This is a genomic window from Halococcus thailandensis JCM 13552 (genome assembly GCF_000336715.1).
Classification (GTDB): Archaea; Halobacteriota; Halobacteria; order Halobacteriales; family Halococcaceae; genus Halococcus; species Halococcus thailandensis.
In genome coordinates, this window is record NZ_AOMF01000134.1 from 40720 (window position 1) to 54626 (window position 13907).

Annotated in this window: 14 protein-coding genes; 7 read left to right on the forward strand and 7 right to left on the reverse strand. The window is 64.4% G+C overall.

The window, feature by feature from the left end; translation table 11 throughout:
- Positions 1–38 precede the first annotated feature (38 nt).
- Positions 39–635, forward strand: a complete 597-nt coding sequence (locus C451_RS06145) for a CPBP family glutamic-type intramembrane protease (RefSeq protein ID WP_394295065.1) — start codon at positions 39–41, stop codon at positions 633–635.
- Between the two features lie 10 nt (positions 636–645).
- Here the strand turns inward: C451_RS06145 and C451_RS06150 are convergent, their stop codons facing one another.
- From C451_RS06150 to C451_RS06160, 3 genes are all read right to left on the reverse strand, one after another.
- Positions 646–1401 (reverse strand): CPBP family intramembrane glutamic endopeptidase, encoded by a 756-nt coding sequence (locus C451_RS06150; protein ID WP_007738868.1) that lies wholly within the window; start codon positions 1399–1401, stop codon positions 646–648.
- A 40-nt stretch (positions 1402–1441) separates the two neighbouring features.
- On the reverse strand, positions 1442–2710 hold the full coding sequence (gene nreA / locus C451_RS06155; RefSeq protein WP_007738869.1) for a DNA repair protein NreA: 1269 nt from the start codon (positions 2708–2710) through the stop codon (positions 1442–1444).
- 296 nt (positions 2711–3006) lie between these two features.
- Entirely contained in the window at positions 3007–3972 is a 966-nt protein-coding gene (locus C451_RS06160; protein ID WP_049913008.1) for a transcription initiation factor IIB, read from the reverse strand.
- Between the two features lie 151 nt (positions 3973–4123).
- Between C451_RS06160 and rnhA the strand changes: the two genes are divergently transcribed.
- Positions 4124–4714 (forward strand): ribonuclease HI, encoded by a 591-nt coding sequence (gene rnhA / locus C451_RS06165; RefSeq protein WP_007738871.1) that lies wholly within the window; start codon positions 4124–4126, stop codon positions 4712–4714.
- The gene (locus C451_RS06170; RefSeq protein ID WP_007738872.1) at positions 4707–5255 is read left to right on the forward strand and encodes a DUF7108 family protein; all 549 of its coding nucleotides are present in this window, start codon (positions 4707–4709) and stop codon (positions 5253–5255) included. Before rnhA ends, C451_RS06170 begins: the two co-directional genes overlap by 8 nt.
- A gap of 16 nt (positions 5256–5271) precedes the next feature.
- Here the strand turns inward: C451_RS06170 and C451_RS06175 are convergent, their stop codons facing one another.
- Positions 5272–5622 carry a PadR family transcriptional regulator gene (locus C451_RS06175; protein WP_007738873.1) on the reverse strand — a complete coding sequence of 117 codons (351 nt, stop codon included), beginning with the start codon at positions 5620–5622 and terminating at the stop codon, positions 5272–5274.
- A 181-nt stretch (positions 5623–5803) separates the two neighbouring features.
- On the opposite strand from C451_RS06175, the gene C451_RS06180 reads away from it, so the two are divergent.
- The 4 genes from C451_RS06180 (at position 5804) to C451_RS06195 (ending at position 9892) form a co-directional block, all read left to right on the forward strand.
- Positions 5804–6337, forward strand: a complete 534-nt coding sequence (locus tag C451_RS06180) for an inorganic diphosphatase (protein WP_007738874.1) — start codon at positions 5804–5806, stop codon at positions 6335–6337.
- Positions 6338–6442: 105 nt separating this feature from the next.
- On the forward strand, positions 6443–7141 hold the full coding sequence (locus C451_RS06185) for a helix-turn-helix domain-containing protein (protein ID WP_049913009.1): 699 nt from the start codon (positions 6443–6445) through the stop codon (positions 7139–7141).
- 86 nt (positions 7142–7227) lie between these two features.
- Positions 7228–8646, forward strand: coding sequence for an APC family permease (locus tag C451_RS06190; RefSeq protein ID WP_007738878.1), 1419 nt, complete (start codon positions 7228–7230; stop codon positions 8644–8646).
- The gene (locus C451_RS06195) at positions 8639–9892 is read left to right on the forward strand and encodes a M20 family metallopeptidase (RefSeq protein ID WP_007738880.1); all 1254 of its coding nucleotides are present in this window, start codon (positions 8639–8641) and stop codon (positions 9890–9892) included. The genes C451_RS06190 and C451_RS06195 overlap by 8 nt, the downstream gene beginning before the upstream one ends.
- 11 nt (positions 9893–9903) lie before the next feature.
- On the opposite strand, the gene C451_RS06200 is transcribed toward C451_RS06195, so the two are convergent.
- From C451_RS06200 to C451_RS06210, 3 genes are all read right to left on the reverse strand, one after another.
- Positions 9904–10965, reverse strand: a complete 1062-nt coding sequence (locus C451_RS06200) for a phosphotransacetylase family protein (RefSeq protein WP_007738881.1) — start codon at positions 10963–10965, stop codon at positions 9904–9906.
- On the reverse strand, positions 10962–13064 hold the full coding sequence (locus C451_RS06205) for an acetate--CoA ligase family protein (protein WP_007738883.1): 2103 nt from the start codon (positions 13062–13064) through the stop codon (positions 10962–10964). The genes C451_RS06200 and C451_RS06205 overlap by 4 nt, the downstream gene beginning before the upstream one ends.
- A 130-nt stretch (positions 13065–13194) precedes the next feature.
- Positions 13195–13737, reverse strand: coding sequence for an HdeD family acid-resistance protein (locus C451_RS06210; RefSeq protein ID WP_007738884.1), 543 nt, complete (start codon positions 13735–13737; stop codon positions 13195–13197).
- Between the last annotated feature and the right edge of the window lie 170 nt (positions 13738–13907).

Consider the following 13907-nt stretch of genomic DNA (forward strand, 5'->3'; position numbering starts at 1 on the left):
TCGCGCTCCTGTGGGGTGCGGTGCTCGCGATCGCGTGGATGGCGCTCGAACGCAGCACGAGCACGGCGTTGTGGGCGCGTGTCGTCCGTGACGGACTACTCTACCTCGTTGGGCCGGCGGCGCTCGCGCGGCTGTACGGCCGGCGGCTCGGCTGGCGTGTCGATCGGCGCGCGTTGTGGAACACCCTCTTGCTCGCGCTATTCGTATTGCCGTTCTATCTGGTCGGATCGTCGTTGCCGACGGTGCGGGCGTACTACCCGATGTGGAGCGTCGAGCCGACCGTATCGTCGTTCGTTCCCCACGCAGTCGGACAGTTCATCGTCGTGCTCGCCGCCGAGACGTACTTTCGCGGGTTGCTCTGTGTCGGCGTGCGCGAGATCGGGTTCAAGAGCGTGTTCATCAGTCCCGTCGTGTATGCGCTCCAGCACGCGAGCAAGCCGCCGATCGAACTGCTGCTGTCGGGCCCCACGGACGTGCTCTTCGGCGCGGTCGACTACCGGAGCCGGTCGATCCTCCCCTCGGTCGTCGCTCACGGATTCGGGCTGACGCTGCTCGATTGGCTCGTGCTTCATCCGCCGCTGCTCGCGCCCGAGCAAGTGGCTGGCTGGCTGCGGTGGCTCCCGGTGCCGGTATGAGATTGGTCGATCAGAAAACCACGCTGACCGGCAGGTCCGCCTGGAGGACGAAATAGAGCAGCGTGAACAGCGTCGCGTTGTACGCGCCGTGGATGAACGCCGGTACGACGAGGTTGTCGGAGAACTCGTAGGCCGCACCGAAGACCAGGCTCGGCAGGAAGAGCACCGTGATGGTCGCCAGCCGCCCGCCGACGCCGCCGGTCAGGGACTGAAAGTGGATCGCGGCGAAGACGGCGCTCGCGAGCACCACACCGAGGACGGGGCCGAACGACTCCCGGAGCCGGCCCTGGACGATGCCACGGAAGAGCAGTTCCTCGCCGGGGCCGATGATGATAAACGAGGCTGGAATCAACAGAAGCAGCAGCTCGGGGTTCTGGGCAGCGATCTGCCCGACCTGGTTTTCCGCCGGCTGGACCCCAACGACCGTGAGCAGTATCGATCCGACGAACTGCGCGATGAGCGCCAGCGCGTAGCCGCTCAGCGCCGTAACGACGTCCCGAAGCGAGGGAACATCGATGCCGAGATACGTCCGTCCGAGACCTCTGAATCGGAGATACAGCAGGGCGGCACTGCCGAAGGCGACCCCCTGCCCCGTTATCAAGGAGATGACCAGCAACCCCAGTGCACTGAGTTCGATATCGAGGAACGCGAGCGAGCGCACGACCACCCTGCCGAGAACGGACGCGACCCCGATACCGAGACCCCCGACGGCGAGCGCGACGACGAGGGCGCGCACGCGACTGGTCTGCCCGCCTGTGACGCTCATACCTCGTGTCGAGTGGCCGGGGGCGAAAGGATTCCGCCTTTCAGTTCCCGAACGCCGACAGACTGGACTGGACGCCCGCCGCGAGCGATGACTTCCGGCGGAGGCGCGCAAGCGAGATCGGCAGCTTGGGTTCGAGCTGGCGGAGGGCGTCCCCGAACGATTCGGCCGTGCCCGACTCGCCGTCGAAGGCGTTTCGTACCGATTCGCGGACCTGCCAGACGCCTGTGGGTCCCCAGTAGTCGGGCGTCACGTGGCGCACGACGAGCACCGATGCCTGCCGGCCGCGCTCGACGAGCTGTTCGAGCACGCCCAGTCGGGCAGCGTAGTACGCGCCGGCGGTCTCGTCGACGTAGGACGTCCGACCCTCGTGGCCCTCGCGATCGGCGGCGAGCACCATCCCTCGCTCGGGGGCGGGGTTCCAGACACTGCCGGGAGCCTTGCACTCGACGAGTTCGAACTCCCACTGGCCGGGTGCGAGCAGGATCCAGAAGCGATTGCCGAGATATTCGTTGTAGAACAGTTCGGGTTTGTCCACCGCAGTCGCGTTGCGGAGCTGCCCGCGGAGGAACTGCCCCACAGTGTCGTCGACGGCGGTGATCGACCAGCGCGTGGGGACGAGCCGGCGGTTGTCGCCCTCGCCGAGCGCGCCGGCCGAGAGGATCGTGTTGATGTCGTAGACGTCGAAGCCGCGGTTGTAGAGGTAGTTCATCGCCCCCTCGGCGCGCCAGTCGTCGTCTTCGAGGGTCTTCTTCACCGGCCGCGGGACGTGTGGATTCTCGGTCAGCGTCGCGCTCTCGGCCCGTGCGCGCGGCCCGGTCGGCGAGGTGACGTCCTCGGCCGACACGGAGAAATCGACATCGAGCGAACTGTCGAGCCCGATCTCCACGTCGACGGGTCTATCGGCGATGGCGACCTCGCGCTGCGTTCCCAGAAAGCCGGTCCAGGCGTCGGCGACGTTCGTCACGCTGGTCGTCTTCGCGGTGTTCACCAGTCCCGTGCGGTGTTGGAAGACGTCCTCGATCGAGAAGTCGCGATCGTACCAGTGACCACCCGTCTCGAAGTCGGCGGCGCGTTCCTCGTGGCCCACGGGCGAGAGTACGCCCGTCGAGACGTTCGGGTACGAGGAGCGACCGACGAAGATCGTGGGTGAGGTGCTGCCGAGCAGCGCGTCGTCGGAGACCCGCTGCTCGAAGTTCGTCTCGACGTCGTCGAGGTAGTCGGTGATGGCGTAGGACTTCTCGGCCGCCAACTGCCGGCGCTCGGCGCGCTCGTCGCGTTCGATCTCCTCGAAATATTCGTCGAGCCGCATTACGTAAATCGAGGGCTCTCGGACGCTTCAACCCTCGGATGGGCGAAGACGATCGTTCCTCACGCCGTCTTCGAGTCCTCGTTCAGCCCGAATCCGATAGCGTTCCCGACCGCAGCACCGACGAGCGTGATGACGGTCACCCAGATGGGTTGGTTGTCGTAGAACACGAGCCAAAAAGGACGAGTCCACCGATAAGCGCGCCGACTAAACCGCCACCGAAGCCCGTCAGCAGTGCTCGTAGCGTCGCTTCGTCCATGCGTTCACGATGCGGGCCCGTGTGAGTATCTGGTTCGGTCCTAGCTATGAATGCCCATTGCCTCGATCTGCTCTTGATACCGATTGCGGATCGTTACTTCGGTGACCTGGGCGACGTCGGCGACCTCGCGCTGGGTTTTCTTCTCGTTGCAGAGGAGGGAGGCGGCGTAGATCGCCGCGGCGGCGTAGCCGGTCGGCGATTTGCCCGAGAGAAGACCCTCGTCGGCGGTCGTCTCGATGATGTCGTTGGCCTTCGCCTGAACCTCCTCCGAGAGGGTGAGCTCCGAACAGAAGCGGGGGACGTATTTTTTGGGGTCGACCGGGCGCATTTCGAGGGCAAGTTCCTGGGACACGTACCGATACGTCCGACCGATCTCCTTGCGTTCGACGCGCGATACCTCCGAGATCTCCTCCAGGCTTCGGGGGATGCCTTCCTTCCGACAGGCCGCATACAGCGCCGATGTGGCGACGCCCTCGATCGAGCGCCCGCGGATGAGATCGTCGGCGAGCGAGCGTCGATAGATGACCGAGGCGACCTCCCGTACCGATCGCGGAACGCCGAGCGCGCTCGCCATCCGGTCGATCTCCGAGAGCGCGAACTGAAGGTTGCGCTCGCCGGCGTCCTTCGTTCGGATGCGCTCTTGCCACTTGCGCAGGCGATGCATCTGCGAGCGCTTCTTCGAGGAGATCGACCGCCCGTAGGCGTCCTTGTCCTTCCAGTCGATCGTGGTCGTGAGCCCCTTGTCGTGCATCGTCTGGGTGGTCGGCGCACCCACACGGGATTTCTGCTGGCGTTCGGCGTGGTTGAACGCCCGCCACTCCGGGCCGGGATCGATGTTCTCCTCCTCGACGACCAGCCCGCAGTCCTCACAGACCAGCTCGCCACGGTCGGTGCTCTTGGCGAGATTGTCCGAATCACACTCCGGACAGCGACGTAACCCCTCGTTTTCGTCGTCCACCTGCTCCGGTTCGGCCTGACGCTCCCGCTGACGAGTGGACCGTGTCATTGCACTTTTATAGTAGTATCCTCAGAGCGTATAAACTCTTGGGGGCGAATGGCCGATATTCGACCCATCGGGTTGCCGCCGCTCGTCGAGTGTGCGTTCTCGACAGTATCGTATCGCAACCGCTATGCGACCGCTACGGCGAGTGTCGGCAATGCCGGTCATCGAGTGTGACGTCGATCAGGCCCGCGAGCGCCTCGAATCAGCCGGGGTCACGATCGAACCGGGCAACACCGATCACGAGCGCTGGCGAGCGGTCGATGCGGAGGCGACTGCCGTCGCCTACGACGGTAAGGTCGTGATTCAGGGCGCAACACCGGCCCGTCTCGAAGGACTACTCCGAGAGGAAGGCGGGCGCGCACACTGCTATTTCGACGGCGCATCGCGTGGCAACCCCGGTCCGGCGGCCATCGGCTGGGTGATCGTCGACAGCAGTGGCATCGTCGCCGAGGGCGGCGAGCGCGTCGGCGAGACGACCAACAACCGTGCCGAGTACGACGCGCTCACTCGGGTGCTCGAACGCGCCGCCGACTACGGGTTCGACACTGTCGAACTCCGTGGCGACTCACAGCTCGTCGTCGAGCAGGTCCGGGGCGCGTGGCAGACCAACGACCCCGAACTGCGCGAGCGCCGGGTGCGGGTGCGCGAGTTGCTCGAACGGTTCGACGACTGGTCGATCGAGCACGTCCCGCGCGAGGCGAACGAACGGGCCGACGCCCGCGCGAACGAGGCCTTCGATGAGTGAGCTTCCGGAAGGAGTCGTCGACGAGGCCGAACGACTCACACGGCTGGCACGTACCGTCACCGACGAGGACGAGCGCGAGGCCTACCGCGAGCGTCGCCACGAGCTGCTCGCCGAGCACGACTTTCGGGTGCGCGTCCGCGAGACCGACGACACGCTCGTCTGTCACCCCGACGAGTGGCTCGTCGACGGCGAGGTTCGCCCGGAGCGCATCGACGACACCGATCGGGCCGTCGAGCGCTCGCTGTCGGGAGCCGGCGACCCCGACGACTGGGAGCAGGTTGCGGCGCACAACGATGCGGTCGTCGAGGCGGTCGCCGCACACGGGACGGTCCACGGCGCGAACGCACGGGCCTTCGCCGATTTCATGAGCAACCACTACGCGCGCCCGGTCGAATCGGCGACCGAAGCCGAGCGTCGGGAGTTCCGGACCGACTATTTCGTCCGTAACGCGTGGCCGACCGACGAGCAACGCGCAGCCATCGAGGAATCGCTATCGCTCGTCTTCGCTGAAGCCGACGCTATCGACAGTATGAACGAATAAAACCGCGCGAGCGGTGTTAGTTGTCGATGAGGTCGCGGACGGTCTCGGCGCGTTCCTCGTCGGTGACGAACTTGTCGAGTGTCCAGTCGAGCTGATCGATGACCGCCTCGTAGCCATCGTCGGTGAGGGCGTAGTCGTTCGTGCGCTTGTCCCGCTCGGATTTCTCGACCAGATCCATCTCCACGAGATCGTCGAGGTTCGGGTAGAGTCGGCCGTGGTTGACCTCCGAGTCGTAGTACGATTCGAGCTGGCGTTTGATCGCGAGCCCGTACATCGGCTCGTCCGACAGGATGGCGAGGATGTTCTGTTGGAACGCCGTGAGATCGCGGGCGATACCACTGTCCTGGACCGCTTGTGCCTCTGGCATCAGCAGGAAGATGTCATCCACATATTTAATCCTTCGCAACCATAACGGACGTTGTCCGAAATAAGGGACATGACTGGAATAAATGGGTGGTACCATTCATTAATACTACCGTCTAACCGTCGGTCGGCGCGGGCGATGCGATAGAAAACGCTTTTTCGTCGCCTCGTCGGACGAGGGGGTGATGACGAATCTCTGGGAAGACCTCGAAACCGGCCCGAACGCGCCCGAAACGATCCACGCCGTCGTCGAGTGTCTCAAGGGCGAGCGCAACAAGTACGAGTACGACAAGGACGTCCCCGGTGTCGTTCTCGATCGTGTGCTCCACTCGAACGTCCACTATCCCAACGACTACGGCTTCATCCCGCAGTCGTACTACGACGACGAGGACCCCTTCGACGTGATGGTGCTCGTCGAGGACGCGACCTTCCCCGGCTGCATCATCGAGGCCCGTCCCGTCGCGCTAATGCGCATGGACGACGACGGCGAACAGGACGACAAGGTGATCGCCGTCCCGGCCGAGGACCCTCGATTCGACCATATCGAAGACCTCGACGACATCCCCCAGCAGGAACTCGACGAGATCGACGAGTTCTTCGAGACCTACAAGAACCTCGAAGCCGGCAAGGAAGTCGAGACGCAGGGTTGGGAGGACCGACAGACCGCCTACGACGCCATCGAACACGCTCAGGATCTCTACGACGAGCAGTTCGCCTGAGTCGTTTCGGCCAACTAGCTGCGCTCGTCTCGGCACATAGTAGGATATCAATGACATGATTGTCCGAGCGAACGGTTTTTGACTCCACTGGCCCCACTATTCCTGATGGTCCCGCCATCGCAGTCCGCAGTGGGCTTGCGTGTGACTCTCGATATCTGGCACCCCGACTGCTGGACACTCGCGGTGACCGAAGACAGGGATGGCGGCCTGCTCGGTCATGGCGTCTATTCTATCGACGGGGCTGCCACCGGTCGGTTTACGGTTTACGGCGAGACGACCGATGCGGTCGAACGGCTCATCGCCGCCATCCAGGACTCGCCGCTCACCGACTCGGTTTGGGAAACCGACCCTCTCCACACCACGGGTGAGACGGTTCCCGGAAGCGCGTCCCGTGCGATCGTCGTCCGCTATGCGATCGAGAACTCGATCAACGATGCGCTCGTCTCACGCGGCTTCATTCCGGACGAACCGGTCAGAATGTGTGGGGGACGGGAGTATTGGACTGTCATCGCTGAGACAGACCGTGAGACACTTGGCGAGCGCCTCGATGCTGTCCGCGCGGAGAAAGATGCCGAAATCCGTATCGAAGACATCGCGATCCCACACGGTGGATCCGGCGTTCTCCCGACAGCAGACCTCTCAGGACGCCAGCGAGAGGTCTTCGATCTCGCTCGTCGCCGGAACTACTACGCGTGGCCCCGAGAAGTGAGTGCTACCGAGCTGGCCGAAGAACTCGACGTTGCGAAGGCTACTCTCCTCGAACACCTCCGGAAAGCCGAGGCCAAACTCCTCGGCCACGAGTGAGCCCGATCGGAGTGATGGGCTCGCTGGCGGGTAACCCCGTTCATGCTAGGGAGGTGGCTTATTGGTTCGCTATAGCATGATAGCATATGACACAATCGAGCGAGAAAGACGACCGTAGTCTCGCACGCGATATCGGCCCGTATGGAGCAATGAGCACCGTCATCGGCGGAACGCTCGGGGCGGGGCTGTTCGTCACGCTCGGAACCGCGAGTTCTACGACCGGCCCAAGCGTGATCCTCGTGGTGTTGCTCGCGGGCGCGGTTGCAACAGCTGTCGCCATCAACTACAGCTGGATGTCGACGATCTTTCCCGCCGCAGCGGGGTCGTACTCGTACGTCTCGCGCACGTTCAACAGCCGTCTACCCGGATTTATCGTCACATGGTCGAAATGGCTCGGCTATATGGCCGCCGACGCGAGTCTCGCCATCGGCTTCGGGAGCTACCTTCAGGTGTTCTTTCCCGACCTCGTCGCGGGTCGGACTGGGATCGCCCTCGCCGGTTTCGGGGTTCTCACCGTCCTCTTTTTGATCAATCTCGTCGGAACGCGCGGGTATAGCATCGCTCAAAGCGCCATTCTCGGGGTGCTCGTCCTTGCGATCCTCGTGCTCGTTCTCCCCGGATCACTCTCCATCGACACCGCGAACTATCGGCCGTTTTTCACTGGGGGATCGAGCGGTTTCCTCGCCGCTGCCGCGCCGCTGTTCTATGCCTACATCGGTATTGCCGTCGCGGGCCAGATGGGTGCTGAGGTGAAAAACCCCGGTCGGAACCTCCCGCTGGCGATGATCGGCGGGACGATCATCCTCACCCTGCTGTACATGTGGACCGCAGCGGTGATCTACGGCGTGGTCGGCGACTACACCGTCCTCGCCAACTCGGCGCGCCCGCTCGCCACCGCCGCCGAGACGTTCCTCGGGACGGACGCGACCGCCATCGTTGCATTTGGCGGCCTACTCGCCACTGCATCGAGCGTGAACGCGGTGATGGCGGCGGCCATCAAGATGCCCTATTCGTGGTCGTGGGACGAGATCTTCCCACAGCGATTCTCGGTGGTGAGCGAGCGGTTCGGCTCACCCCACTGGTCGTTGCTCACGCTGTACGTGGTCTCCTCGGCACTGACGTTCTACGCCACGGGATTGAATCAGGTGATCGTGATCGCCACTTTCAGCTACCTCATCGCGTACTTCGCGGTCTCGGTGTCGTTGCTCTACGCCCAGTACGCTAGGCCCGATATCGTCGCACAGGCCGACTTCAACTCCCGCGCCGGTCTCCTCGTTTCGGGCCTCGTCGGCGCGATCGGCGCGTTCGTGTTGCTCACCCAGGCCTACCAGGGCACCCTCACGGTCTACGTTCCGTGGGTAATTATCGGTTTCATCGTGTTCGGCATCTACTGGTATCGTGGCCAGCAGTCCGGCACCGACGTCGAATCGATCCTCGACACGCTGCCGGGTGTCCCCTCTGCCGAATATGATCCCGATATTCAGGAGACCACCGCCGATGACTGACGATCCCGCCGATATGCTCGACACTGCAACGGTCGACCCAGGCAGGCTCGCAGAGCGAATCGATCACGACGAAACCATCGACCTCCTCCAGGAGCTCGTCCGTATCCGCAGTCCGTACTTCGAGGAGGAAGCGATCGCCGAGTTCGTCTACGATTGGCTCGATTCACGAGGGCACGATCCAGAGTACCATCCAGTGAGCGAACCCGATATCACGGAGTTCGAGGGCAACAACGTCCTCGCCCGACTGGAAGGCTCCGACCCGGAGGCTCCAACGCTGCTGTTGAACGCCCACATGGACACCGTCGAGATCGTCGAGGCGTGGGACGAGGATCCGCTCTCGGGACGGATCGAGGACGGCAAACTCTACGGTCAGGGGGCCTGTGACATGAAGGGCGGTCTCGCGGGCATCATGGTCGCGTTCGACGGGCTCGCTGCGGCAGACGTGGATCTCGCGGGTGATCTTCTCTTCAGCGCGGTCGTCGACGAGGAGGGTCCCTACGGACTGGGTGCAAATCAACTCATTCGTGACGGAATCACCGACGAGTGTGACGCCGCGATCGTCACCGAACCCGGCCCGATTCTCGCCCAGACGACGATCGAGAACCCCGCCCTGCTGCTCGGCGCTCGCGGGCGATTTCTCTACGACATCACCGTGACTGGCGAGGCTGCACACGGCTCACAGCCACAGAAGGGTACGAACGCCGTGGTCGATGCGGGACGGTTGGCCGATGCGTTCGCGGCAATGGACGTCGGCACACACGAAAAACTCGGCGACGGCTCCGTCTGTCCGATCGAAATCGAGGGTGGCGGTGAGACACTTTCTGTACCGGAATCGTGCCGTCTGCTTGTCGATCGCCACGTCGTCGTCGGCGAGACGGAAGACGTCGTCCGAGCGGACGCAGAACGCGTCGTCGCGGATCTCGACCTCGACTCCGACGTACAGATCGACTTTCGGGAAGCACCCGCTCCGGACGTTCACTACGGTCCCTACGTCACCGACGTCGACGACTCGCTCGTGGACGCACTGTCGAGTGGTGTCGAAACGATCACCGACGACGAACCAGCCATCGGCTACTTTTCGAGCGTCGGTGACTTCAATTACTTCGGCCACCGTGCCGGTCTGCCGACCGTTATCGTCGGTCCCGACGGCGAGAACATCCATGGCGCCGGCGAATTCGTTCACACCGACGACGTGGTCGACGTGGCTCGTATCGTCGCCGCTGGCTGTGTCTCCCTGCTTGGCTGAATGCTACTGTGTCAATCCTGATCGAGGAGCCTGTCGATATCGAGTCGATCGACGAGTAGCGACTGCATCCGCTCGATGGTGTCGGCGCTCCGTGCAGGGCCAGCAGCGATGGCGTCCTCGGCGCGGTCGACGGCCGTGATGGTGTCGGAGGGGACGCGGAGCACCGGTACGTCGGCCTTCTCAGCACGACCCAGAACCGCCTGTGGGGGGCTGTGACCGCCGGTGAGAAGCAGACAGGCGATGCCCGACGCCTGCAGCGCCGCGGTCTGAATCTCGGATCGATCACCACCGGTGATCATCGCGGCCGAGCGCGTGCGTCGGAACTGCCCGAGTGCGGCTTCGGATCCCATGGCGCCGACGGAAACCCGTTCGACGAGACCGTCGAGCGGGGTTTCGTCGGTGAGCACTCGTGCGCCGAGCTCGTCGGCGAGATCCGCCACGGTGATGCCCGCGAGCTCGCGCTGGTGGGGCACCACCCCGAGAACCGGTATCCCACGGTCTTCGAGGAACGGGATGGCGTCGGTCGTCAGCTCGTCGTAGTTGTCGTCGGACACGCCGTTGAACAGCACGCCGTCTACCTCGTCGAGCTGTCGGGTCGCCGCGAGTACGTCGTCGATGTCGCCGGGCTCGTCGTAGTGGGCGATGAGAACCACCCGAGTGTCGAGCAGCTCCGCGACGTCCCGGTCGGTGAGATCGATGATCCCGCCCGTCGAGAGTCGGGTGCCGCCCTCGATTACGATCAGCTCACGGCCGGTGGCGAGTTCGCGGTAGCTCTCGGTGACGCGCTCGCGCAGTTCAGCCGGATCGGCCTGGCCACGCAGTGCCGTCTCGACGAGCGTCTGTGAGTAGACCACCGGCTCCAGGTCGTGCACCTCGGCATCGAGATCGAGCAGTTCGCCCGCGAGTAGCGGATCCTTGTCGAGCGTCTTGCCGACGTTGCTCTGGAGGCGCGTCCCCTTCGGTTTCATGTAGCCGGCGTCCACGTCGCGCTCGGCGGCGATTCGTGCGATCGCGAGTGCGATGGCCGTCTTGCCGGTGCTCTCGTCGGTCGTGGTGAATAGTATCGGGTTCATCGGTCGAGTTCCTCCGGGTCGATCGTCGCCGCGAGATCCACCGCCACGACGCCGTCCGGCGTGGCGACGAGTGGGTTGATATCGAGTTCGAGAAGGGACGGAAAATCGGTCACCAGCTGCGAGATGCGCTGGATGGTCTCGACGAGCGCTTCCTCGTCGACGGGAGTACGGCCCCGAGCGCCGCGAAGCAACGGTGCAGCATCGATCTCGTCGATCATGGCCGCGGCCATCGGTTCGCTCACGGGGGCGACCCTGACGGCGACGTCTTCGAGCGTTTCGACGAAGATGCCGCCGAGACCGAACAGGAGTAGAGGGCCGAACTGCGGATCGCGGTTCACGCCGACGATGGTCTCGGTACCGGCATCGAGGTCGACCTGTTCTTGGAGCTGGACGCCGAGCACGGTCGCGTTCGGCTGGTAGTTCTTCGCGCGAGCGACGAGATCCTCGTAGGTGTCCGCCACCGCGTCGTCGGGAACGCCGACACGGACGCCGCCGATATCGGATTTGTGCTGAATGTCCGGGCTGGCGACTTTCATGACGACGTCGCCGTCGATCTCGGCCGCACGGCGTTCGGCGTCGCTCGGCGTGTCGACGACGGCCCCTTCGGGCGTCGGAATACCGTAGGCATCGAGCAGCTCCATCGCCTCGATCCCGAGCGCGTTCGAGGGACGGTCGGCCGCCCGCTCGATGATTTCCCGGGCAGCCGCCTCGTCGACGTCGAACGACGTCGGGGCTGCGTACTCGCGGGTCGAGATCTCTCGATAGCGGGCGAGCGAGTCGAGACCCGTGACCGCTCGTGCCGGGTCGAAATACGTCGGTATGCCCGCGTCGTCGAGGATCGACTGGGCCGCCTGTGTCGATTCGCCGCCCATCAGACAGGCGGCCACCGGGAGGCCGTGCTCGGCCTGTGTTGCGGTCGTGATCTCGGCGAGCTCCTCGAAGGAGAGCACGGCCGTCGGGCAGGCGAGCACGAGCGCCGCACCGACGTTCGGATCGGCAAGCGCGACGTCGAGCGCGTCGCTGAACCGCTCGGCCGCTGCATCGCCGATGACGTCGACCGGGTTGTAGATGTCCGCTTCGTCGGGGAGGACCTCCGCGAACGAGTCGAGCGTATCGTCGGTGAACGAGGTAAGTTCCAGCTGTGAGTCGCCGATCGCATCGGTCGCCAGCACGCCCGGTCCGCCGGCGTTCGTGATCACGGCAACCCCATCGCTCTCGGGGAGCGGCTGGCCGTCGAGCATGGTCGCGGCGTCGAACAGCTCCTCGACCGTCTCCGCACGGATGACGCCCGCCTGTTCGAGACCCGCCTCGTACGCGCGCTCGCTGCCGGCGATCGCCCCCGTGTGCGAGGAGGCTGCCTGCGCGCCCGCCTCCGTGCGACCGGATTTCACCACCACGATCGGCGTCTCCTGTGTGACCTCCCGGGCGGTCTCGATGAACCCGCTCCCGTCGGCGATGTCCTCCAGATAGCCGATGACGGCGCTCGTGTCGTCGCTCTCGCCCCACGCCGCGACGAAATCGCGCTCGTCGAGGACGGCTTTGTTGCCGAGCGATACCACGTCGCGAAAGCCGATATCGCGGTCGTTGGCCCAGTCGAGCACGGCGGTGATGAACGCACCCGACTGGCTCATGAACGATATCGAGCCGTCTCGAGCGCTCTCGGGACCGAACGTCGCGTTCATGTTCACCGCGGTGCTCATCACGCCGACGCTGTTCGGCCCGACGAGATTCAGCCCGTATTCGCTGGCCGTCTCCTGGAGTTCGCGCTCGCGTGTGGCTCCTTTGCTGCCGGTCTCACCGAAACCGGCGGTGAGCACGACGACGTTTTCGATGCCGGCCTCCCCGGCGTCGCGGACGACGTCGACGGCGATCTCGGCCGGCACGACCACGACGGCGAGATCGACGGGATCGGGCACCGAACCGAGATCGGGATAGCACGCGCGGTCGAACACCGTCTCCGTGCCCGGGTTGACGGGAACCACGTCACCGTCGAATTCGAGGAGGTTGGCCGTGACCGCTCGCCCGACCGACCCGTCGCGCTCGGTTGCACCGACGACGGCGACGCGCTCGGGGGCGAACAGGCCCGGGAGTTCACTCATCACTAGCGACCATCGGGGCGCAGCGTAAAGATACTAGTACATTTCTCTCCCCCCCCCTGCACGCGCCGCCAACGACAGTCGTCCGAACACCGTCGTGATCCGAGGACCGATGGCGGTGCAGAGATCCGGTTCAGGTGCCGATGGCGGAGCCATCGCGTGCTGCACGTCGCCCGTTCAGCGCGAGGAACACCATCGAAAGGCCGGAGCTGAGGAGGTTCACGCCGAAGAGCAGGCCGATCGCCCATTCGGCGGTACTCGGCCAGCCAATCCACAGCAACACGCCAACGGCCAGCGCGAGGATCCCGCTCGCGATCGGCCACCACCAGTTCGGCCGCGAACGCAGTCTGATTCCCATGAGAATTTCGAGCACGCCGTTGAACACGAACACGACGGCCAGGACAAGCGTGAGCGTCGTCAGTCCGAGCACGGGATTGACCAGCGTGACGATCCCGCCGACGACGTACAGCAGCGCCAGCAGCCCCTGACTGAGTGCACCTGTCCAGCCGCGTGCGGAGAACACGTGGACCCCATGACTGAGACCACTCACGACGAGCAACGCTCCCAGGAGTGCGGACAGCGCGAGACCCGTCACCAACGGGACGACGATCGCGACCACGCCCAACAGCGAGATGAGGAGTCCGGCGGCCGCGAGATACCGCCACGTCGTTGCCAACGGTGTCGTCCCGGAGCTCGTTCCTGTTCGAGTGCTCATGATATATCTAAACCGTAATATCACGAGTGGAAATATAAACTATCTTTCAACAGCGAGAGAATCCCGTCCCGAGGCCGCAGGCCGAGGGGCGGGCGTGAATCGCGTAAGCTGTGTCTCGGTACTGTGCAACC

Coding starts and splice junctions, on each gene's coding strand:
- C451_RS06195 (WP_007738880.1), top strand. CDS start 8,639: ATGACTGACGATCCCGCCGATATGCTCGACACTGCAACGGTCGACCCA.
- C451_RS06190 (WP_007738878.1), top strand. CDS start 7,228: ATGACACAATCGAGCGAGAAAGACGACCGTAGTCTCGCACGCGATATC.
- C451_RS06175 (WP_007738873.1), bottom strand. CDS start 5,622: ATGCCAGAGGCACAAGCGGTCCAGGACAGTGGTATCGCCCGCGATCTC.
- rnhA (WP_007738871.1), top strand. CDS start 4,124: ATGCCGGTCATCGAGTGTGACGTCGATCAGGCCCGCGAGCGCCTCGAA.
- C451_RS06185 (WP_049913009.1), top strand. CDS start 6,443: ATGGTCCCGCCATCGCAGTCCGCAGTGGGCTTGCGTGTGACTCTCGAT.
- C451_RS06170 (WP_007738872.1), top strand. CDS start 4,707: ATGAGTGAGCTTCCGGAAGGAGTCGTCGACGAGGCCGAACGACTCACA.
- C451_RS06160 (WP_049913008.1), bottom strand. CDS start 3,972: ATGACACGGTCCACTCGTCAGCGGGAGCGTCAGGCCGAACCGGAGCAG.
- C451_RS06200 (WP_007738881.1), bottom strand. CDS start 10,965: ATGAACCCGATACTATTCACCACGACCGACGAGAGCACCGGCAAGACG.
- C451_RS06205 (WP_007738883.1), bottom strand. CDS start 13,064: ATGAGTGAACTCCCGGGCCTGTTCGCCCCCGAGCGCGTCGCCGTCGTC.
- C451_RS06180 (WP_007738874.1), top strand. CDS start 5,804: ATGACGAATCTCTGGGAAGACCTCGAAACCGGCCCGAACGCGCCCGAA.
- C451_RS06150 (WP_007738868.1), bottom strand. CDS start 1,401: ATGAGCGTCACAGGCGGGCAGACCAGTCGCGTGCGCGCCCTCGTCGTC.
- C451_RS06145 (WP_394295065.1), top strand. CDS start 39: ATGGCGCTCGAACGCAGCACGAGCACGGCGTTGTGGGCGCGTGTCGTC.
- nreA (WP_007738869.1), bottom strand. CDS start 2,710: ATGCGGCTCGACGAATATTTCGAGGAGATCGAACGCGACGAGCGCGCC.